Raw genomic sequence first — 19,265 nt, forward strand, 5'->3', positions numbered from 1 at the left:
TTCGAACACCTGTGCCCAAAGCATGCCCTACAGCCCTGACATTTCTGAGAACGGGTCGGCAGCAAGATCGTTACGGGTTTCCGCCGACTCCGCAGATGTAACCGGCGTTGATGCAGTTGGAGACGCGCCGTTGCAGCTCAACGGGATCCCACGCGTTCATGAAGTCGCCGTGGAACGTGTAACCCGGTGCGCTCGTGACGTTCGCACCGTTGAGCGTGCCTCCCAACGACAACCCGGCGCCGTTCACCGGATAGGTGAGCAGGAACTCCAGCCGCGGCACCACCACCGGGTGCGACGACGGGCAGACCAGCCCGACCGCGAACGCCATGTGGTCGCGATGGTTCGCCGAGTCGAGGTCGCGGCCGTTCCAGCACGTCGGGAAGTCCAGGTAGGTCTCCACCTTCGTGCCGGGCGGGCAGTTCAGGAAGTCGCGGTTCGACGGCGACTGCGTGGTGCAGGACCACCGCGCCGCCGGGTTCTCGGCGGGCGAGGCGGCCTTCGCGTTGCCCACCACGTACCGCAGCCCCTGCGGAGGCGCGACTGCCCGCGTGTGGTCGTGAATGCCCTGGTAGTAGATGGTCACGCTCTCCGGCGCGACCGGCTGACCGTTCTTGTAGAGCGTCGGCACCCAATACGCCGACTTGTCCGAGATCGGGTTGCAGTTCGTCGTCCCCGCACGCAACGACGTCAGCGTCGAGAACGCGTCCGTCGTCCGGTTGCCGAAGAACTCGTGCATGTGTGAGACACCGGACTGGTTCTGGAACACGATCGGGTCATCTTGACGACGATGGCTCGACGCACAGGTCACCCGGAACTCGGACCCCGCGACCGCCTGCTGCTCCACCATCGCCCGCGCCTGTTCGGCGCTGTACAGGTAGCCGTGCCCCGCGTGGGAGACCGGTTGTCCCACCACGAAGCCCGCCGCCACGACCGCCATCGCCACCGCCGCGACGCCGATCGCTCCTCGAATCCGCACGTGCATGGAATCTCCTCTCGCACCACAGTGTGTGAGAGCGCTCTCATGACAAGACGGTAAACCCAGTTGCCTCCACGTGTCCACGTGAGGCTTGCTCAGGCTTCGTCGCCTTCACCGGCACGCAGCCGGTACTCGCACCCGTACTCGACCGCGTACTCGAGGTCGTAGACGTGCACGATCTTGGGCCCGCCGTGCAGGTGCACGTACGTCACGGTCTGCTTCGGGTCCTCGGGCGTGGACGGCAGCGAGTCGACCCTGCCGTCGAGGGGACCGCCGACGTACCGCACGACATAAGGCTGGGACATCACGACCTCCTCTCGCGTTCAGACCATTCTACGAGGTCGCGGACTAGATCCGTTCCCGATACAGCCGGTTGGCGCACTCACGCCCCGAACCACCGCGCAGCGAGTTCGTCGAACGAATCGCCCTCAGGCATCTCACGCAGGTACCAGGGCATGTTGGAGTAGACGTGCAACAGCGCGTAAGCCATCACGCGCCGAGGCTCCGGCACACGCCCGTACGCGTCCACCAACGCCTTCCAACACTCGCGGTCGCCCCTTGTCACGAAGATGCCAACGCTGGCGAACTCGTACTCGAACGCGCCGCGCATCGCCGGCTCGAAGTCGAACAGCCCGGACAGCTTCCCGTTCCGCCGCAACAGGTGCGCGCTCATCACCTCGGTGTGCAGCAACACTGCGGCATCGGAGCCGAGATCGACCCCGTCGAGAAACGCCGGGATCCGCTCCAGCCAACGCTCACTGAGCCCATGCTTCCGTTGCTGCTCAACACAACCCTTGCGCTGGCCGGCCACGAACGCCGCCCAGTCCGCCGGTCCCAGCGCTGCGGGCAGCTCGATGGCGTGCAACGCCTTGAGCATCTCCCCGACCTGCGTGCTGACTTCGACGTCCGGTACTTCGGGTTCGTCGCCGTGCAGCCGCGACATCAACACGTACGCCCAGTTGTCGAGCAACCCCGTGGCGTGCAGTCGCGGCGTCGGCACGGGCAGCTTGCCGTGCAACGCCTCCATCACCGCGACCTCGGCCGGCACCTCGCCGTGGTACTCCGGCGGGAACAGCTTCAGCACCAGCTCGTCGCCGATGGCGAAGACGGGCAGCGAGCCCTCCTCGAACCGCACCACGTCGCCGCGCAGGCCGAGGCGGTCGCGATACGACTCGGCGTCCTGACCGGAAGGATCCATACCGAGATCGTCACTCCTGCTTGCGGGCGCGGGAGGGCTGCACGCGCATCGGCTCGCCCGGCATCTTCGGGTAGTCCGGCGGATACGGCATCTCACCGCGCGGATCAGCCGCGTACCACTCCAGCAGCGTCTCGATCCCGAACGCCTCGGAGTCCAGCGAAGCGTGCGGATCGCCCCGCTCCTCCAGGTACTTCGGCACGGTCAGCACGTCGAAGTCGTCGGGGTCCACAGTGGACAGTTCGTCCCACAGCACGGGCGTGGAAACGGTCGCGCGAGAAGTGCCGCGCACCGACCAGGCCGAGGCGATCGTGCGGTCCCGGGCGGCCTGGTTGAAGTCGATGAAGACGCGCTCGCCGCGTTCTTCCTTCCACCAGGCCGAAGTCGCCAGCGTTGGGGCACGCTTCTCCACCTCGCGCGCCAGGGCGATCACGGCGTGCCGGACGTCGATGAAGTCCCACTCCGGCCGGATCCGCACGGCCACGTGGATGCCGCGGCCGCCGGAGGTCTTCGGGTAGCCGGTCAGGCCGGCGTCGGCGAGCACCTCGCGCAGCACCAGGGCGACGCGGGCGGCGTCGGAGAAGTCGGTGCCCGGTTGCGGGTCCAGGTCGATGCGCAGTTCGTCCGGGTGGTCGACGTCGGAACGGCGGACCGGCCACGGGTGGAAGTCGAACGTGCCGAGGTTCGCGGCCCAGACGATCACGGCTTCCGAGGTCGGGCAGATCTCGTCGGCCGGGCGGCCGGACGGGAACTTCACCTGCACGGTCTCCACGTACGAAGGTGCGCCCTTGGGCACGCGCTTCTGGTAGAACGCCTCGCCTTCGACGCCGTCCACGTAGCGCTTCAGGACCACCGGGCGGTCGCGCAGCACCGAGAGCAGCACGGGCGCGACGGTGCGGTAGTACTCGACCACCTGCCGCTTGGTGATGCCCCGCGCGGGGAAGTACGGCTTGTCCGGGTTGGACACCCGCACCAGCTGGTCACCGACCTCGAGCTCGATCGCCTTGGAAGCCACGCCAGAACACTAAAGGCCGCGCACGAACGCCGCGAGCGCCAGCTCGAAGCTGTCGCGGTCCAGTTCCCGCGCCACGCCCGGCAGCAGGTGGGCGCGGTCGAGGTGGGGGTAGCGGTCGGTGTAGTCGGCGGGGTCGGCGGAGAAGCCGCTGGAGAACGAGCTCAGCGCGGAGCCGAACACGATGTACATCAGGCCCGCGGCGATCATCGTGGCCTCGCGGCGGGACCAGCCGGCGTCGACCAGGGCGCCGTGCAGCAGGTCGAGGCGTTGGAGCGACTCCTCGCGGCCCGCCGGGCCGTACGCCAAGAACGGCACGATGTTCGGGTGCGACGACAAAGCCGCACGGTACGAGCGCGCGCATCGGATCAGGCCCTCGCGCCAGTCGACCTCGAAACCGGAGACGTCGACCGTCGACAGGATCGACGACGCGATGTCGTTCAGCAGCTGGTCCTTCGTGCGGACGTGGCCATAGAGCGACGCGGCCTGCACGCCCAGCTCGGCGGCGAGCTTGCGCATGGACAGGCCGTCGAGGCCGTCGCGGTCGATGATGGCCAGAGCCACCGACCTGATGCGGTCTGGGCTCAGCAGAGGGGTGCTCGGCCGGGGCATGTGGGTTAACCTAACACTGTTCGGTTAGTCGGGAGGGCCCGTGGATCTAACGCTTTCGGACGAACACCGGCAGCTCAGGGAGCTGGCCCGGCGGTTCACCGACGAACGCATCGTCCCGCACGCCATGCGCTGGGACCGGGACGAGGCGATCGACAGGGACCTGGTCCCCGCGCTGGGCGAGGTCGGGTTCCTCGGGCTGGGGATCGACGAGCGCTACGGCGGAAGTGGCGGCGACAACCTCGCCTATTGCCTGGTGCTCGAAGAGATCGCGCGCGGCGACAGCGCGGTCAGGGGCATCATCTCCGTCTCGCTCGGACTGGTCGCGAAGTCGATCGCGAAACACGGCACCGAAGAGCAGAAACAACGCTGGTTGCCAGGCCTCACCGCGGGTACGCAGCTGGGTTGCTTCGCCCTCACCGAACCCGGCACCGGCAGCGACGCGGGCAACCTGACGACCAAGGCCACGAAGACGGGCAACGGCTACCGGATCAGCGGCCGCAAGGTCTTCATCACCAACGGCACGTGGGCCGACGTCGCGCTCGTGTTCGCCCGCACCGGTGGACCAGGCCCGAAGGGCATCTCGGCGTTCCTCGTGCCCACGGACACCGAAGGCTTCGAAGCCACCGAGATCAAGGGCAAGCTCGGCATGCGCGGCCAGGCCACCGCCGAGATCACCCTCGACGACGTCGAGGTGCCGGAGGACGCCCTGCTCAGCGACGAGGGCTTCAAACTCGCGATGGGCTCGCTCGACAAGGGCCGCATGTCCGTCGCGGCGGGATGTGTCGGCGCCGCGAGGGGCGCTGTCGAAGCCGCGTTGAAGTACGCGAAGGAACGCGAGCAGTTCGGCAAGCCCATCGCGGGCTTCCAGCTCGTCCAGGAACTGCTCGCGGACATGGCCGTGGAGACCGACGCCGCCAGGCTCCTGACGTGGCGCGTCGCCGACCTGGCCGACCGAGGGCAACCGTTTCGCACCGAGGCGAGCATGGCGAAGCTCTTCGCCAGCGAGGCCGCGGTCAGGGTCGCCAACAACGCCATCCAGGTCTTCGGGGGTTACGGCTACATCGACGAGTACCCGGTGGGCAAGTACCTGCGGGACACCCGTGTCACCACCCTCTACGAGGGCACCAGCCAGATCCAGAAACTGCTCATCGGCCGGGCGCTGACCGGCATCAATGCCTTTGTCTAGGGCGTTCGTTCAAAGGGAGAAGAAATGGACTTCACGCTCGACGAGGAGCAGAAGGAGATCCGCGACTGGGTGCGGACCTTCGTGCGCAAGGAGATCATCCCGCTGGAGCCCGAGGTGCTGCGCCGCGAACGCGCGGGCCAGCCGGGTCTGCCGAAGGAGGAGCTGAAGGCGCTGCAGGACAAGGCCAAGCAGGCCGGGTTCTTCGGCGTCCTCACGCCGCAGGAGTACGGCGGCATGGGCCTCGGCGCCGTGATGACCGCGCTCCTCGAAGCCGAGCTCGGCAGGTCGTTCGTGCCGTTCCGCTTCGGTGGCTACGCGGACAACATCCTGTTCCACGGCAACGAGGAGCAGAAGCAGCGCTACCTGCTGCCGACGATCTCCGGCGAACGCGTCTCGTGCTTCGCGATCACCGAGCCCGGCGCCGGCAGTGACGCCAAGGCCATCCGCACGACCGCCGTCAGGGACGGCGACGAGTGGGTCATCAACGGCGAGAAGACCTTCATCACGCAGGGCAACGAGGCCGACTTCGTGATGGTGTTCGCGGTGACGGACAAGGAGAAGGGCGCCGACGGCGGCGTCACGTGCTTCCTGGTCGACCGCGACATGGGCTGGAAGTCCGAGCCCATCCCGACCATGGGCCAGTGGGGCCCGGCGGCGCTGGTGTTCGACAACGTCCGCGTGCCGCACGAGAACATCCTCGGCGAGGAGGGCAAGGGCTTCCACCTCGCGATGCAGTGGATCGGCCAGGGCCGCTACCTGCTGCCCGCCCGCGCGCTCGGCAGCGTCGAGCGGCTGGTCGAGATGTCGATCGAGCAGGCCAAGAACCGCGTCACGTTCGGCCAGCCCATCGCCGAGTACCAGGCCATCCAGTGGATGATCGCCGACTCCGCGGTCGAGATCGAGGCGCTGCGCTGGCTCGTGCTGCACGCCGCGTGGCTCGTCGACCAGAAGCAGGACTCGCGGCAGGCGCAGTCGATCGCGAAGCTCTACGGCGGCATCAAGGCCAACGAGATCGTCGACCGCGTGCTCCAGATCCACGGCGGCATGGGCTACACCCGCGAACTGCCGATCGAGCGCTGGTACCGCGAACTGCGGCTGCTGCGCATCTACGAGGGCACCGACGAGATCCAGCGCCGCACGATCGCCCGCAACCTGCTCAAGGGCCACGCGAACATCCGGGGCACACTGGGATAGTGCTTCACCACGACATCCTCGGCGTCGTCGAACGACAGGTCCGCACCTGGTCGGCCGGCGACGCCGAGGTGTACGCGGCGGCGACCGGCGGCTACTCCCCCGCGTTCGCCATCCCGTTGCTGCAACACGGCGGCCCGCAGCTCGGGCTGACCGGCGCCGACATGACCCAGGTTCTGCACGCCGAACAGTCGTTGTGGCTGCACGGCAAGCTGCCGGAGCACGGCTCGACGGTCGTCACCAAGACCGTCACGGACATCTACGACAAGGGATCCGGCGCACTGGTCGTCAGCACGTGGGAGTCGGAGTACGCGACCACGCGCTCGTCGTGCTTCATCAAGGGCGAAGGCGGTTTCGGCGGCGAACGTGGTGAGACGCGAGAGTTCACCGTCCCCGGAAAGCGCCACGAGATCAGCTTCTTCCAGACCACGGAAGACCAGGCGCTGCGCTACCGCGAGACCGGCGACACGAATCCGATGCACCACGACCCCGAGTTCGCGCGGCGGGCCGGGTTCGCGAAGCCCATCCTGCACGGCCTGTGCACGCTCGGGATCACCGTGGGCGGCCTGGACTTCACCGAGCTGCACGCCCGGTTCACCGCGCCCGTGACGCCCGGCGACGAGCTCCGGATCGAGCGCTGGCCGACCGGCGAGTTCCGCACGTTCGCCGGCGATCAGCAGGTTCTCGTCGGATCGGTTCGGTTTTCCGAAGTGGACGGCCGCTGAAAGTTCGCACGATCGTGGCATGAGTAGTGCCCTGGCAACCGTGGACTCCGGAATCGAACCTGTGCGCGTGGCGGTGGAGTCCCGTGACCTGATCAGCGCGGCCGGCGTGACACACCTGTTGAAGAACTCGCCGCGGGTGCGGGTGGTGCAGGACCGCTCGGACGCGCAGGTGCTGCTGGCCCTGGTGAACGAGCTGTGCGCGCAGCAGGCCGCACGGCTGCGGGCCTGCGGTTCCGCCAGGATCGTGGTGATCGCGGCCCGCGTGCACGACCTAACACCGTCGATCGCGGCCCAGGCCGGACTGGCGCTTCCGTTGCGGCGAGCCGATGTCAACGCCGAACGCTTGATCAAACTGCTCGTCGGCGGCCAGGCCGTGCGGGACCGCTCCCCGGTGCTGAACGACCGCGACCTGCAGCTGCTGAAGCTGCTGGCGGACGGCGCGACGATCGCGGAGGTCGCCGCGCGGCTGTTCTGCTCGGAGCGGACCGTGAAGTACGCGCTGCACCAGCTGCTCGAACGGTTCGGGCTGCGCAACCGGGTGCACGCGGTGGCGTGGGCGCTGCGCTCCGGCCTCCTCTAGGCCGGGAAGACGGCGGAGAGCTGCACTCGCCTGCTGATCCCGACCTTGCGGTAGACGCGGGTCAGGTGCAGCTCGACTGCCCGTTGCGTGACGCCGAACCGCGCGGCGATCGCCCGATTCGTCTCCCCTTCCAACGCCAGCAGGACGATTCGGGACTCGTGTGGTGTCAGTTTGTCCCACGCCGCCCCGCGCACCGGCCGGTGCCGTGGTTCCGCCAGCGCCGCCCGCGCCCGGTCCGCCAGCTCGGCGGCTCCCGCCCGTTCGGCATCGGCCAGCGCGGACCGAGCGGCACCGAGAGCGAGATGCATGCGGGCGCGCTCGCGCAGCAGCAAGACGCATGCCCAGGCCGGTGGCAACGCTCCCGTGTAACCGAGCCGTACCAAAATCTCCCGCGCCTCGCACGGACGCCCAACGTCCACACAGGACGCCACGAACGCCGCCGCGCCCAACGCCACACAACCGCGCAACGGTGACGCCTGGGCGAGTTCGCGCATCAGCCGGGAGACTTCGGCGTGATCGCCGTTGGCTCGGTGCGCCCACATCTCCAGCGCCGTCAGCCAGTCCCGCTCCGCGCCGACGAGCCGGACCCGCAGCTGGGGCGCGAGATCCAGCACCACCTGTTCGGAACCCCGTCGCAGCAAACCGAGTCCGGCGAGTGCGAGCGACGGGACCACGAACGGCCCGCTCTCCGGAAGATCACGCAGCACCCGTTCGGGATCTTCCGGAACGACTGGGTCGCCAGCAGAGCCGAGCAGATCCTCGTCGCACTGCCAGTCGAGCACCACCGCGTCGAACCAGTCCCCGGCGGCGGCGCGCTGACGGACGAGCTCGCCGGCCCGCGGCGCGATCCCGCAACGCAGGTGGAGATCCGCCATCGCCACGGCCACCTCCGCCGCGATCTGATCGGTCAACGGTTCGCGCAGAGCCGCGCGCAGACACCTGGCCGCCTGCTCGGGCCGTCCCGCCGCCCGATGCAGTCGCGCGGCTCCGTGCAGCACCGGCGCCGTCCACCCCGCCCCGACGGGTTCCGCGCACGCCACGACGTGGTCGGCGACGGTGGCCGGTGAATCGCACCTCCGATGCAGGACCTCAGCGGCCAGGCCGTGCAGGCGTTCGCGCTCCTGAGGCGCCATCTCGTGCCGGAACGCGTGGCTCAGAGCCGGCGTCTGGACGCGCATCGGTCCGTCGACGGCGAGGCGCGCGTCGACGAGCCGTTCGAACGCGGCGAGCGCGCGGAACGATCCCATGCCGGCGACCTCGCACAGCACGTCCAGCGACGCGCTCCCCAGCACCGCAAGCGTTCGCGCGACCGCCACCGCGTCGGCGTCCAGCACCTGCCGGCTCCGGCGCACGGCTCGCAACAGCCGAGGCAGTCGCAAAACAGGGAACATGACGCGCAACGCAGAGACTGAAACGTCCGTTACAACCTCTAACACATCGCTCAGCACCCCCGGCGCGCCGCCGCTGTACTCCAGGCAGAGCGCGGCCAGTTCCGGCGAGACCTCGACGTCGCACCGCCGCCGGATCAGCTCCGCCACCGCCTCGGCGCCGATCGGCCGCAACGGCACCCGCACGGCGTCGAAAACCGCCAGATCGTCCGGATCGCAGTCGCCCGCGAGCAGCACCGCGCCCCGGAAACGCGCCAGCCGATCGGCCTCTTCCGCATTGAGCCGCTCGACGTCGTCCACCACCAGCACCGTGTGGCTGTCGACCCCGCTCAACGCACGCAAACCGCGAACCGGCCGCAACCCGCTGCGCACCGCGATTGAAGACGCAACGGACAACAATGCACTTTTGCCCATACCAGTTGCACCATGCACAACGCACGACCGAGCGCCACCGCTCAGCGCGTCCGTCAACAGGGCGATCTCCCGCTCACGGCCCATGAGCAGGCCACCTGCCTGGCGCACGGCGGTGCCGACGAGGCCGGGGCGAAGTGGGGCAACCATGTCAGCCAGCAAATCGTGGGCGTTCCCGCAGGACCATGCAGAAGCACCGGCAGAAGTGCCGCAGGTCTGCCCCTTCGCACAGCATCCCGGCCGGCGCGACGGCGGAGAACGCGAAAACCATTCGACCAATCAATTGGTAATGGCAACAGGACGCGATGAACCAATTCGATGCCCATTACGTGATGTCTTAGGTACCCATGGCGAACACTTCAAGGAGTCCCGATGCGGGTCGCGTCACGCACCGTCTTCGACTTCGTCCGGCCGAACGGTTCCACCGCGCCGGTCGAGACCGAGCTGCTGTACCAGTCGGAAGACCCGTTCGCGGTCACGATGAAGTTCCGCTCCGGCGGCTCGGTCGCCATCTGGGTCATGGGCAGGGACCTGCTCGCCGAGGGCATGAGCAGGAGAGCGGGCGACGGCGACGTGCGGTTGCGTCCGCACTCGAGCCGGGTGCTCGTGCTGGAGCTGGTCTCGGATCGGCACATGACGGTGTTCCGCGTGCCCGCGGGCACGCTGCGGAAGTTCCTCGACGCCACCTGGCGGCTCGTGCCGGCGGGCTCCGAGCGGTTCGACGCCGACGCGTTCCTGAGCACCGTCCTACGCTGACCGGATCCCGAGCGCTTCCGCCACGTCGTGCTGGAGCCTGGTCATGCCGGGCGACTCGTAGCCCTCGCACTCGACCAGGGCGCGCACCCGATGCCTGATCGCCGCGTCGCGGTCGCCCATGCGGTCGCAGAGCCCGCCGAGCTCCATCAGCACCGACACCCTGAGCTCCGGGTCGGACAGCGACTCCACGGCCCCGGCCAGCTGTTCTCGCGCCTCGGCGAGCCGTCCGGTGGCGGCCAGCGCACGGCCGCGGGTGTGCCGGGTCATCGAGAGCAGGTTCGCCGCTCCCCTCCCGGTCAGTTCCTCGGCCCGCGCCACCACCCGCAGCGCCTCCGCGTGATCGCCCGCCGCGACCAGCGCGTCCGCCAGGCGCAGGACCAGCTGGGCGGCGTTCTCCAGGGCCACGCCGCGCTGGTCGCCCCGCAGCGCGCGCTCTTCCTCGACGCACGAACGGTGCGTCTCGACCGCCTCGGCGAAGCGGCCGAGCCGTTGCAGCAGAACACCGGAGTACGACAACGCGAGCACCACGTTCATCGGCTGACCGGTCTCCCGGAACAGCTCCGCGGCACGCCTGGCATGCGCCACCCCGGCCTCGTGGTCGCCGAGGCGGGTCTCGATGGCCGACCGGTAGTAGTGCGCCCAGGCCGTCTCCTGGACCGAGCCGCACTCCTCCGCCACCCGCAACGCCTCCTCGTGCCACCGCAGGGCCAGCGGGATGTGCGTGTGGCGCGCGACGTAGACCCAGCAGACGAAGTTGAGCTGCTGGGCCTGCCGTTCCCGCTCGCCCAGTTCACCGGCCGCGGCGACGCCCGCCGTGTAGACCTCCAGCCACAGCTCGCCCGTGCCGCGGTGGTCGGAGTACCAGTGCATCGACTTCGCCAGCGCCAGCACCTGCTCGTGGGCGCCGTCGGCGACGGCCTCCCGGAACGCGCCACGCCAGTTCGGCAGCTCGTCGGACAGCCAACGGCCCGCACTGACCAGGTCCGCCGCGCCCTGGTCGTCAGGCACGAACGCCGACGCGGACCGGGTCGCGGTGGCCAGCAGCCAGTCGCGCGTGCGCAGGCGGTGCGTCTCCACGTCGGATTCGTCGCTGTGCAAGCGTTCGCGCGCGTAGTCGCGGATCAGGTCGTGGAACGAGTAACGGCCGGGAACGTCCGGCCGGAGCAGGCTCGCGTCGACGAGTTCCTCCAGCACCGTCTCGGCGTCGTCGATCCCGGCGGCCACCGCGGCGAGCCCGACGGACGTGTCCGGGCCGTGGATCAGCGCGAGCCTGCGGAACAGCGTCGCGGTCTCGGGTGCGAGCAGCCGGTAGGACAGCTCGAACGCGGTGCGGACCTGGACGTCACCGGTCGCGAGCACGTCGAGACGTGCGCGTTCGTCGGAGAGCTGCTCGGCGACGTGCCGCAACGACGACGTGGTGCGGCCCGCGATCGCAAGAGCCAGCGGAACGCCACCGCACAGCGTCGCGACCCGGTCCGCCGACTCCGGATCGGCGGAGATCCGGTCGGCACCGGCGGTCGCGGCGAGCAACGCGACGGCGCCGTCGTGCCGCAACGGGCCGAGGTCGACACGAGAGCGACTGTTCAGGCCCGCCAGGACGTTGCGGCTGGTCACGACCACGAGCGATCCGGGACTGGCGGCGAGCAACGGCCGGACCTGGGCCTCGTTCGCGGCGTTGTCGAGCACGAGCAGCACGGTCCGTTCGCGCAGCATCGACCGGTAGAGGCGGAGACCGTCGCCGGGATCGGACGGCATCTTGGCGTCGGGCACGCCGAACGCCCGCAGCAGCCGCGCGATCGCCCGTTCCGCCGACAGCGGGGACGTGTCCATGCCGCGCAGGTCGAGGTGCAGGCAGCCGTCGGTGAACCGGCCGGCGAACCGGTGCGCCGCGTCGACCGCGAGAGAGGTCTTCCCCACGCCCGGAGGTCCGTGCACGACAACGACATCCAGCACGGACGACGCGGCCGCACGACGGATGCACTCCGCCAGCTGCTGCTGCTCTGCTTCACGGCCGATGAGCGGTTCGGCCGGAGGTGGCGCGCAGTCCGTGCGTTCAGGACGTGGTCGCACGGCTTCCGACGACCGTGCGAGGGCCACGAACTCCTGAGCCTCGGCGCCGTCCAGGCCGAGCCCGGTCACGAGCAGGTCGACGGTCTGGGCCTGCGGGGTGTGAACGCGGCCGCGTTCGAGATCGCTCAGCGTGCGGACGCCCAGACCGGCGCGCGCGGCGAGGTTCTCCTGGGTGAGTGCGGCCCGGCGCCGGTAGAACCGCAGGAACTCGCTGAAGGTGGTCGCCCGCACGCCTTCACCCCCTGGCCAAGCACTCCCGCACCTCGGCGGCGATCTCTCGCGTCGCGTCGGTGTCCCACCGTTCGCACGCCGCGAGCGAGTCTCGCAGATGATGCCGGTACGCGCTGTGGTCGCCCCGTGACTCGGCGTTGCCGGCGAGCGCGCGCAGGATCTCGATCTCCCCGAGGCCGTCGCCGATCGCGCGGAACCCCGCGAGCGCCTGGCCGAGGTCCTCGTCGGACTCGGCGAGCCGGCCCGCCGCGCGGTGGGCGAGCGCGCGGTGCCACAACGTTGTGGCAAGCCAGGACGCCATCCGTGCGCGCCGGTAGACGTCCTCGGCCTCGGTCAGTGCCGCGACGGCATCGTCGGGCCTGTCGACATCTATCAGAGCGAGGCCGAGCCATCCGAGCGTGCGGCCCAGTGCGGAGAGTTCGTAGATGGTGCCGGCGTAGGCGCGTTGTTCCTTCGCTACTTCTTCGTGCGCGGTCACGGCGGCGATGGGGCGGTTCATCAATCGCCACAGCACGCCGAGCACGGACCGTGCGTAGTGCTCGTCCATGGGCTCGTGCATCGAGTCGATCGCTTTGAGGCACACGCGTTCGGCCTCGTCGAACTGACCGAGCCCGCTGTGCGCGGCCGACGCGATCAGCCACACCCAGCCGAGGTGCCCGGTCTCCCCCGACTCCTCGGCGACGCGGGCCGCGCGGGTCAGCACCTCCAGCGCCGGTCCTGACCGGCCGGCGACGTCGAACAGCGCCCAGCCGAGCTGGCCGCGCACGACGATCTCCTGCCACGGCTCGCGCGCGGAGGCGAGGGCGAGGCGGTAGACGCGTTCCCAGACGAGGCCCGGTTCGATGGACGCGTAGTGCGAGAGTGCGATCACCGCGCGGGCCACGTCGTCGTGCAGATCCCTGGCCTGTGCCCGTTCGACGATCTCGGGCAGCAGGTCGCGATGCTCGTCCAGCCAGCGCCTTCCCGTTGCCACGTCGGGGAAAGTCCTGTCACGCGGACTCACGCGGCGCGCGTCGCCCGTCTGTCCGAAGAGGACTCCGGCGGCCACGGTGGTCTCCAGCAGCCACGCGAGCATCCTGCGGTCGGCGTCGTCGTCGGTGGCGTCGACCAACCCCGTGGCGAACGTCCGGACGAGGCCGTGGATCACGTAGCCGTGGTCGTCGGTGTCGAGCAGGCTGACGTCCGTGAGCTCTTCCAGCGCCTGTTCGGCCTCGGCGACGGACAGGCCCGCCAGTTCGGCGGCGAGCGCCGGGGTGACGTGGGTGCCGACGAGCAGCCCGAGCCGCCGGAACACCAGCCGCGCGGTCTCGGGCAGGTGCGCCAGCGACACCTCGAACGCGCCGCGCACGTCGAGGTCGCCCGCGGTGAGCGCGGCCAGGCGGCGTTCCTCGATCTGCTCCACGAGATGGCCGAGGGGCCAGCGCGGACGGCTGGCGAGCCGGTTGCCGGCGATCCGGAGCGCGAGCGGCGACGTTCCGCACAGCCGGACGAGCTCCCGTGCGGTCTCGTGGTCGGCCTCGACGCGGTGCGCCCCGATGATCGACGCGAGCAACTCGACGGCGCACGGTTCGGTGAGCCCGCCGAGCCGGATCCAGGTGGCGCCCGCCAGTCTGGCGAGCCTGCGCCGGGACGTGACGATCGTGAGGCAGCCCGGATCGGCTCGGAGCGTGCGGATCTCCTCCTCCGTGCGCGCACCGTCGAGCACGAGCAGAAGGCGCTTGCCCGCGAGCAACGACCGGTAGAGCCGCGTCTGGCCGTTCACGTCCTCGGGCACGTGTTCGGCAGGCACACCGAGGTCTTTGAGCAACCGTTGGAGCGGCTGCGCGGAGCCCTCCAGGTCGATGAGCAGCTGACCGTCTGGAAAGCGGTCCTCCAGCAGATGGGCGGCCCTCACGGCGAGGCTGGTCTTACCGGTACCCGCGGCGCCGTGGACGACCACGAGCCCGTTGGGCTTCTGCGCGATGGCGTCGAGTTCGGCGTCCCGGCCGACGAGGTCCGCGACGTACATCGGCAGCGACCAGACCGGGCTGCTCAGCACGACCCGGCCGGTCCTGGCGAGGCGGCGCAGTTCGGCGCGGTCGGCTTCGTCGAGGCCCAGCGCGTCGAGCAGGGCCTCGGTCGTGCGGCGCTGCGGGGAACGGGCGTGGCCGCGTTCCATGTCGCTGATGGCGCGGACGCTGACACCGGACCGTTCGCTGAGCTCTTCCTGACTGAGCCCGGCGTTCTTGCGGTGCTGCACGAGCTGGGCGCCGAACGTCATGTAACTGAAGTTAGTGGGTCAAACTCGTCAGCATCTGCGCACACACCCGAGAGAGGTGCCTGCGCATCACCTCCGACGCCTTGGCCGCGTCGCCGTCCGCGATCGCCCGCACGAGTTCGTCGTGGTCGTCCATCGACGCGTGCTGGTGCGGCGGGTCGTCCGCCAGCGCACTGCGCAGCAGCACCACGCGCTGCTGCACGAGCTGGACCTGCTCGGAGATGTACGGGCTGCGGGCGGCGTCGAGCAACGTCCGGTGGAACGCGAGGTCCAGCCGGTACGGGAACGGCTGCCCGGCCTTGTAGTTGCGCCGGCTCTCCGCGCAGACCTCCTGCAGCCGCACGAGATCCACATCGGTCCGGCGCGACGCCGCGAGCTCCGCCGCCGCGCACTCCAGCGCGGTGCGCAGCTCGAACAACGCCCGGACGTCCTCGGGACTGGCGTCCGGCACGAACGCGCCTCGGTGCGGGACCAGCGTCAGGAGGCCCTCGGAGGCCAGGTGCCGGATCGCCTCGCGCAACGGCCCGCGGCTGATGCCGAGCTTCTGCGCCACCTCGACCTCGTTGACCCGCGAGCCCGGCGGGATCTCCCCGGTGAGCACCTGCTCTCGCAGCACGTCCACGGCCTGCCCGGCCAGACTGAGGTGCAAGGGCGTCGGGGGTGTCACCTTCGTCTCCTGATCTGGACGGCACCGGCCGTCCTGCCGCTAAACTAGCGAACGTGTCAACTGTCGACAGTTGGCAGTTTCTCGGGATCTGAGTGCGGGAGGGACGACATGGGACACGAAGTGGTGGCTGAGGTCTGGCGGGGCGACTTCCTGGAGTCCGTGCACCACGGCACCGTCGTCGCCACCGATCCGTCCGGTTCCCCGGTGCTGTCGATCGGCCGCCCCGGCGACGTGGCGTTCCCGCGTTCGTCGAACAAGCCGCTCCAGGCCCTCGCGATGCTCCGCAGCGGCCTCGACCTCGACGGCGAACTGCTCGCCCTGGCCTGCGCCTCCCACTCGGGCGAGGACTTCCACGTCGACGGCGCCCTGCGCATCCTGGCCTCGGCGGGTCTGACCGAGGACGCGCTGCGGTGCACCCCGGACCTGCCGCTCGGCGAGCAGGCGCGCGCCCATCACCTCGCGCAGGGCCTCGCCGCCGCCCCGAAGTACATGAACTGCTCCGGCAAGCACGCCGCCATGCTCGCCACCTGCGTGGCCAACGGCTGGCCGACCGGCAGCTACCTCGACCCGACGCACCCGTTGCAGGTCGCGACCCGCGAGACCATCGAGGACGTGGCCGGCGAGCCCGTCGCCCAGGTCGGCGTGGACGGCTGCGGCGCCCCGATCTTCGCCATCAGCCTCACCGGCCTCGCCCGCGCGTTCGGCCGTCTCGCCGCCGCGGCCCCCGGCACCCTCGAACACCGCGTCGCCACGGCCATGAACACCTACCCGCAGTGGGTCGGTGGCACCGGCCGCGACGTCACCGTCCTCATGGACGCCCTGCCCGGCCTCATCGCCAAGGACGGCGCCGAGGGCGTCTACGCGGTCGGCCTGCCCACCGGCGAGGGGGTGGCGCTGAAGATCGCCGACGGTTCGTCGCGCGCCCGTGCGGTCGTCATCGTCGCGGTGCTCAAGCGGCTCGGCGTGGACGTGAGCAAGGTCGAGGACCTCGCCACCGTGCCGGTTCTCGGACACGGCCGAACGGTCGGCGCCGTCAGGCCGTCGCTCGCACTCGCGAGTTGACCGTCACTCCAGCGGTGAACACCCAGCACACGGGAATCCCGTCCCCCAGCCACTAAGCTGGGGGTTATGGGCGATTCGAAGGACGAGAACGAGAAGTTCCAGGAGGAACTGATCGGCCTCGACCCACACGATCCCGAGACGAAGGCGTTCGCCGACCATCTCGACAAGATGAAGCGGCAACGCCCCGGCTTCACCGTCGAGGGCTACCTCGACGGCGTGCAGGACTTCGCCGACTCGGCGAACCGCACGACCGGGCACCAGCGGCTCGTCGCGGTCATCATCGTGGGGCTCATCCTGCTGGGCGTGCTCCTCACCATCTGGTTCGCACTGGGCGACATCCTCGCCATCATCTTCTGAGTCGCACACCTTCTGGCCACAAACGAGAACAAGTCCTTAACGGGGCCTTACGGCGCCACAGCCCACAGCCTCGCCGGGAAGCCCCGAGGGCACTCCGGAGTTATAAAGAGTCATGGAACCTGTTGTCGGCGCCACCCCCAAAGTCGTGCGTTCCGAAGAGGAATGGCGCGCCCAGCTCAACCCCGCCGAGTTCGCGGTGCTGCGCCAGGCCGGCACCGAGCGTCCGTGGACCGGCGAGTACACCGAGACCAAGACCGAGGGCCTCTACGAGTGCCGTGCCTGCGGAGCCGAACTCTTCCGCAGCGACACCAAGTTCGACTCGCACTGCGGCTGGCCGTCGTTCTTCTCGCCGCTGGCCGGTGACTCGGTCATCCTGCGCGAGGACCGCGCGCTCGGAATGAAGCGCGTCGAGGTGCTCTGCGCCACGTGCCACAGCCACCTCGGGCATGTTTTCGAAGGTGAGGGGTATCCCACCCCTACGGACCAGCGCTACTGCATCAACTCCGTCTCCTTGAAACTCGTTCCGTCCGAATAGGAGACTGAGCCTCAGTCCGGTCACCAAGGATCCGGACAGACCTGGGAGGCACCATGATCTTCCGCATCGTCCTGCGCGGCACCGACGGCGAAGGCTCCAGCGGAGTCGATGGCGGCTCGTCGAGCTAGCCGCAAGCGCGAAACAGGGACAGAAGGCCGGCAACCCTAAGGCTTCGTCAACAAGCCTTGTGAGGCTGTGGCGCGGACCACACCATTGACCCACCGAAGCACTTTCGGGGCAGTCAGGGGGTGGGTCGCATGCAGAGGCCTTGGGGATTGTCCGGACCGGAGTTCCTTCAGCTCTACTGGATCGGGCTGGCACTCGCGGTGCTGGTCGCGATCGTCGTTCGGGTACGCGTGCGGGCGGGTCACAGCACTCAGCCCGTGCGCTCCCTCGACATGGACGAGCTCGCATATCTTGCGGGCGGTCCAAGACGCGTGGTCGAGACGGCCATCGCGCGACTGCTCACCTCGGGTGAGCTCAGGACTTCACGGCGTGGCACCGTTCAGGTCACGTCCACCACGAAGTCGCTGAACCAGGTGGACCGCGCCGTCATCACCGACAGCCAGCGCTACACCAACCGCACCGTCAACCTGATGATCCCCGCCGTCGCCGGCGACGGCGTGGTCACGGCGATCGGGCAGCGTCTCCAGGACATGGGCCTGGTCGTCGACCCGGGCGTCGCGAAAAGCGCTCTGCGCAAGGGATCCATCGCGTTGTGGGTACTGCTCGCGATCGGGATCGCGCGCTGGGTCAACGGCCTCGCGATCGGCGCGAACATCGGCTGGCTCACGCTGCAGCTCGTCATCACGGGCCTGCTGATCCTTCTCCTCACGCGGCGCGGCAAGCACGTCCGCACCAGCAAGGGCAACCGCGTGCTCGACGGCGCTCGCACCACGAGCACCAGGGCGGCGGGAAGCGTGGACGAGGTCATGTACGCGGGCGCGGCCGGCGCGGTGCTCTTCGGCGGCCTCATCGTCTACCCGGACCTTGCGGTGCGCACCTCGCTGCTCGCCTCCTCCGGCTCCGGCAGCAGCTACAGCAGCAGTAGCTACAGCTCGTGTTCATCCAGTTCTTCTTCGTGTTCAAGCGGAAGCAGCTGTGGTGGAGGCGGCGGGGGCGGTGGCTGCGGCGGAGGCGGCGGCTGATCGGTTGTTCGGACCTGTTCAGGTAACAACAGGAACCCAGGGGTAGATCTCACGTCGAAGATGCACTGACACCAGTGAGGGGAGTGCTGATGTCCAAGTCTTCGGCACCGCACCAGACCACGTGGTCCGCGGAGGAGATCGGGTTCCTGGCAGGGGGACCGGGCAGGGCGGCCGAGGCCGTTCTCGCCCGGCTGCTGGACGGCGGTCTTGTGCGAATCTCCCGCGAGGGACTCGTGACCGCCGTCCACCAGAACGGTTACGGCGCCAGGACCGCGCTGGAGGCGTACGTCCTCGCGGGACTCCAGGGCACCGCTCGCCCGATCCAGCAGGTCGTGCAGGTCGCGAGGGCGAGTCACGAGATGGGCGCGCTGCACCAGAGTCTCGTCGCCCGCGGCATGGTGCACCGCCAGTTCGGCAGGCCCCGCGGCGGCAAGATCGCGTTGCGGGTCGTGTTGTTCCTGCTGGCGTTCGTCTCGGTGTTCGTCGCCTTCGCGATCGACACGAGACTGTTCCTGCTGACGGCACTGCTGGTGTTCCTCGCGATCCTGCTGCGCAACCCGGGCAGGCTCACGAGGAACGGCAAGACCGTGTGGATGTACGCGCTTCGCAACCCTCGCAGCAGCGCGGACGCGGTGGCGTTGTTCGGGCTGCGACGGGGCAAGCAGCGCACGACGTCCTCCACTCCGTACGTCGGCACCAGCGGTTGTAGTTCGTACGACTGGAACCACCACAGCTGCGGCGGCACGTCCAGTTGTTCTGGAAACAGCTGCAACAGTTCGAGCAGTTGCGGTAGTTCCAGTAGCAGTTGTTCGAGCAGCAGTAGCAGCAGCTGTAGCAGCAGCAGCTCGAGTTGCAGCAGCAGTAGTAGCAGTAGCTGCAGCAGTTCCAGCAGTTGAGGGGGAATCA

Annotated in this window: 19 protein-coding genes; 10 read left to right on the plus strand and 9 right to left on the minus strand. The window is 69.3% G+C overall.

Annotated features, from left to right (window positions below; genetic code table 11):
• Positions 1–70: 70 nt before the first annotated feature.
• The 5 genes from BM417_RS39770 to BM417_RS39790 all read right to left on the minus strand — a co-directional run bounded on the left by BM417_RS39770 (position 71) and on the right by BM417_RS39790 (position 3,795).
• Positions 71–982 carry a DUF1996 domain-containing protein gene (locus BM417_RS39770; protein ID WP_093605214.1) on the minus strand — a complete coding sequence of 304 codons (912 nt, stop codon included), beginning with the start codon at positions 980–982 and terminating at the stop codon, positions 71–73.
• An 89-nt stretch (positions 983–1,071) separates the two neighbouring features.
• Positions 1,072–1,281 carry a hypothetical protein gene (locus tag BM417_RS39775; RefSeq protein WP_093605216.1) on the minus strand — a complete coding sequence of 70 codons (210 nt, stop codon included), beginning with the start codon at positions 1,279–1,281 and terminating at the stop codon, positions 1,072–1,074.
• 77 nt (positions 1,282–1,358) lie between these two features.
• Positions 1,359–2,174, minus strand: coding sequence for an aminoglycoside phosphotransferase family protein (locus BM417_RS39780; RefSeq protein ID WP_093605218.1), 816 nt, complete (start codon positions 2,172–2,174; stop codon positions 1,359–1,361).
• Positions 2,175–2,184: 10 nt separating this feature from the next.
• Positions 2,185–3,186: a non-homologous end-joining DNA ligase gene (gene ligD, locus BM417_RS39785; RefSeq protein WP_093605220.1), complete on the minus strand. Its 1,002-nt coding sequence runs from the start codon at positions 3,184–3,186 to the stop codon at positions 2,185–2,187.
• A gap of 9 nt (positions 3,187–3,195) precedes the next feature.
• On the minus strand, positions 3,196–3,795 hold the full coding sequence (locus BM417_RS39790) for a TetR/AcrR family transcriptional regulator (protein WP_093605222.1): 600 nt from the start codon (positions 3,793–3,795) through the stop codon (positions 3,196–3,198).
• Between the two features lie 40 nt (positions 3,796–3,835).
• On the opposite strand from BM417_RS39790, the gene BM417_RS39795 reads away from it, so the two are divergent.
• The 4 genes from BM417_RS39795 to BM417_RS39810 are packed head-to-tail and all read left to right on the plus strand — an operon-like array spanning position 3,836 to position 7,477.
• Positions 3,836–4,981: an acyl-CoA dehydrogenase family protein gene (locus BM417_RS39795; protein ID WP_093605224.1), complete on the plus strand. Its 1,146-nt coding sequence runs from the start codon at positions 3,836–3,838 to the stop codon at positions 4,979–4,981.
• 24 nt (positions 4,982–5,005) lie between these two features.
• A complete protein-coding gene (locus tag BM417_RS39800; protein ID WP_093605226.1) occupies positions 5,006–6,175 on the plus strand; it encodes an acyl-CoA dehydrogenase family protein in 1,170 nt (389 codons plus the stop codon).
• A complete protein-coding gene (locus BM417_RS39805; RefSeq protein ID WP_093605228.1) occupies positions 6,175–6,897 on the plus strand; it encodes a MaoC/PaaZ C-terminal domain-containing protein in 723 nt (240 codons plus the stop codon). The genes BM417_RS39800 and BM417_RS39805 overlap by 1 nt, the downstream gene beginning before the upstream one ends.
• 19 nt (positions 6,898–6,916) lie before the next feature.
• Entirely contained in the window at positions 6,917–7,477 is a 561-nt protein-coding gene (locus tag BM417_RS39810) for a helix-turn-helix transcriptional regulator (RefSeq protein ID WP_093605230.1), read from the plus strand.
• Here BM417_RS39810 and BM417_RS49555 read toward each other — a convergent pair.
• Positions 7,474–9,279 (minus strand): helix-turn-helix domain-containing protein, encoded by a 1,806-nt coding sequence (locus BM417_RS49555; protein WP_245822602.1) that lies wholly within the window; start codon positions 9,277–9,279, stop codon positions 7,474–7,476. The genes BM417_RS39810 and BM417_RS49555 overlap by 4 nt on opposite strands.
• 369 nt (positions 9,280–9,648) lie before the next feature.
• Here BM417_RS49555 and BM417_RS39820 point away from each other — a divergent pair, with 369 nt between their 5' ends.
• Positions 9,649–10,032, plus strand: a complete 384-nt coding sequence (locus BM417_RS39820; RefSeq protein ID WP_093605232.1) for an SsgA family sporulation/cell division regulator — start codon at positions 9,649–9,651, stop codon at positions 10,030–10,032.
• On the opposite strand, the gene BM417_RS39825 is transcribed toward BM417_RS39820, so the two are convergent.
• The 3 genes from BM417_RS39825 to BM417_RS39835 are packed head-to-tail and all read right to left on the minus strand — an operon-like array spanning position 10,024 to position 15,257.
• A complete protein-coding gene (locus tag BM417_RS39825; protein WP_093605234.1) occupies positions 10,024–12,333 on the minus strand; it encodes an ATP-binding protein in 2,310 nt (769 codons plus the stop codon). The two genes, BM417_RS39820 and BM417_RS39825, sit on opposite strands and share 9 nt — an antisense overlap.
• Before the next feature lie 4 nt (positions 12,334–12,337).
• Positions 12,338–14,593, minus strand: a complete 2,256-nt coding sequence (locus BM417_RS39830) for an XRE family transcriptional regulator (RefSeq protein ID WP_093605236.1) — start codon at positions 14,591–14,593, stop codon at positions 12,338–12,340.
• Between the two features lie 10 nt (positions 14,594–14,603).
• Complete coding sequence (locus BM417_RS39835; RefSeq protein ID WP_093605238.1) at positions 14,604–15,257, minus strand: GntR family transcriptional regulator; 654 nt, start codon at positions 15,255–15,257, stop codon at positions 14,604–14,606.
• A 108-nt stretch (positions 15,258–15,365) separates the two neighbouring features.
• Here BM417_RS39835 and BM417_RS39840 point away from each other — a divergent pair, with 108 nt between their 5' ends.
• The 5 genes from BM417_RS39840 to BM417_RS50410 all read left to right on the plus strand — a co-directional run bounded on the left by BM417_RS39840 (position 15,366) and on the right by BM417_RS50410 (position 19,255).
• Positions 15,366–16,319 carry an asparaginase gene (locus BM417_RS39840; protein WP_093605240.1) on the plus strand — a complete coding sequence of 318 codons (954 nt, stop codon included), beginning with the start codon at positions 15,366–15,368 and terminating at the stop codon, positions 16,317–16,319.
• A gap of 66 nt (positions 16,320–16,385) precedes the next feature.
• On the plus strand, positions 16,386–16,676 hold the full coding sequence (locus tag BM417_RS39845; RefSeq protein ID WP_093605242.1) for a hypothetical protein: 291 nt from the start codon (positions 16,386–16,388) through the stop codon (positions 16,674–16,676).
• Between the two features lie 112 nt (positions 16,677–16,788).
• On the plus strand, positions 16,789–17,211 hold the full coding sequence (gene msrB, locus BM417_RS39850; protein WP_093605244.1) for a peptide-methionine (R)-S-oxide reductase MsrB: 423 nt from the start codon (positions 16,789–16,791) through the stop codon (positions 17,209–17,211).
• Positions 17,212–17,468: 257 nt separating this feature from the next.
• Positions 17,469–18,359, plus strand: coding sequence for a TIGR04222 domain-containing membrane protein (locus tag BM417_RS39855; protein WP_093605245.1), 891 nt, complete (start codon positions 17,469–17,471; stop codon positions 18,357–18,359).
• A gap of 89 nt (positions 18,360–18,448) precedes the next feature.
• Positions 18,449–19,255: a TIGR04222 domain-containing membrane protein gene (locus BM417_RS50410; RefSeq protein WP_143139003.1), complete on the plus strand. Its 807-nt coding sequence runs from the start codon at positions 18,449–18,451 to the stop codon at positions 19,253–19,255.
• Positions 19,256–19,265 lie beyond the last annotated feature (10 nt).

This window comes from Lentzea waywayandensis (assembly GCF_900115955.1).
GTDB lineage: Bacteria > Actinomycetota > Actinomycetes > Mycobacteriales > Pseudonocardiaceae > Lentzea > Lentzea waywayandensis.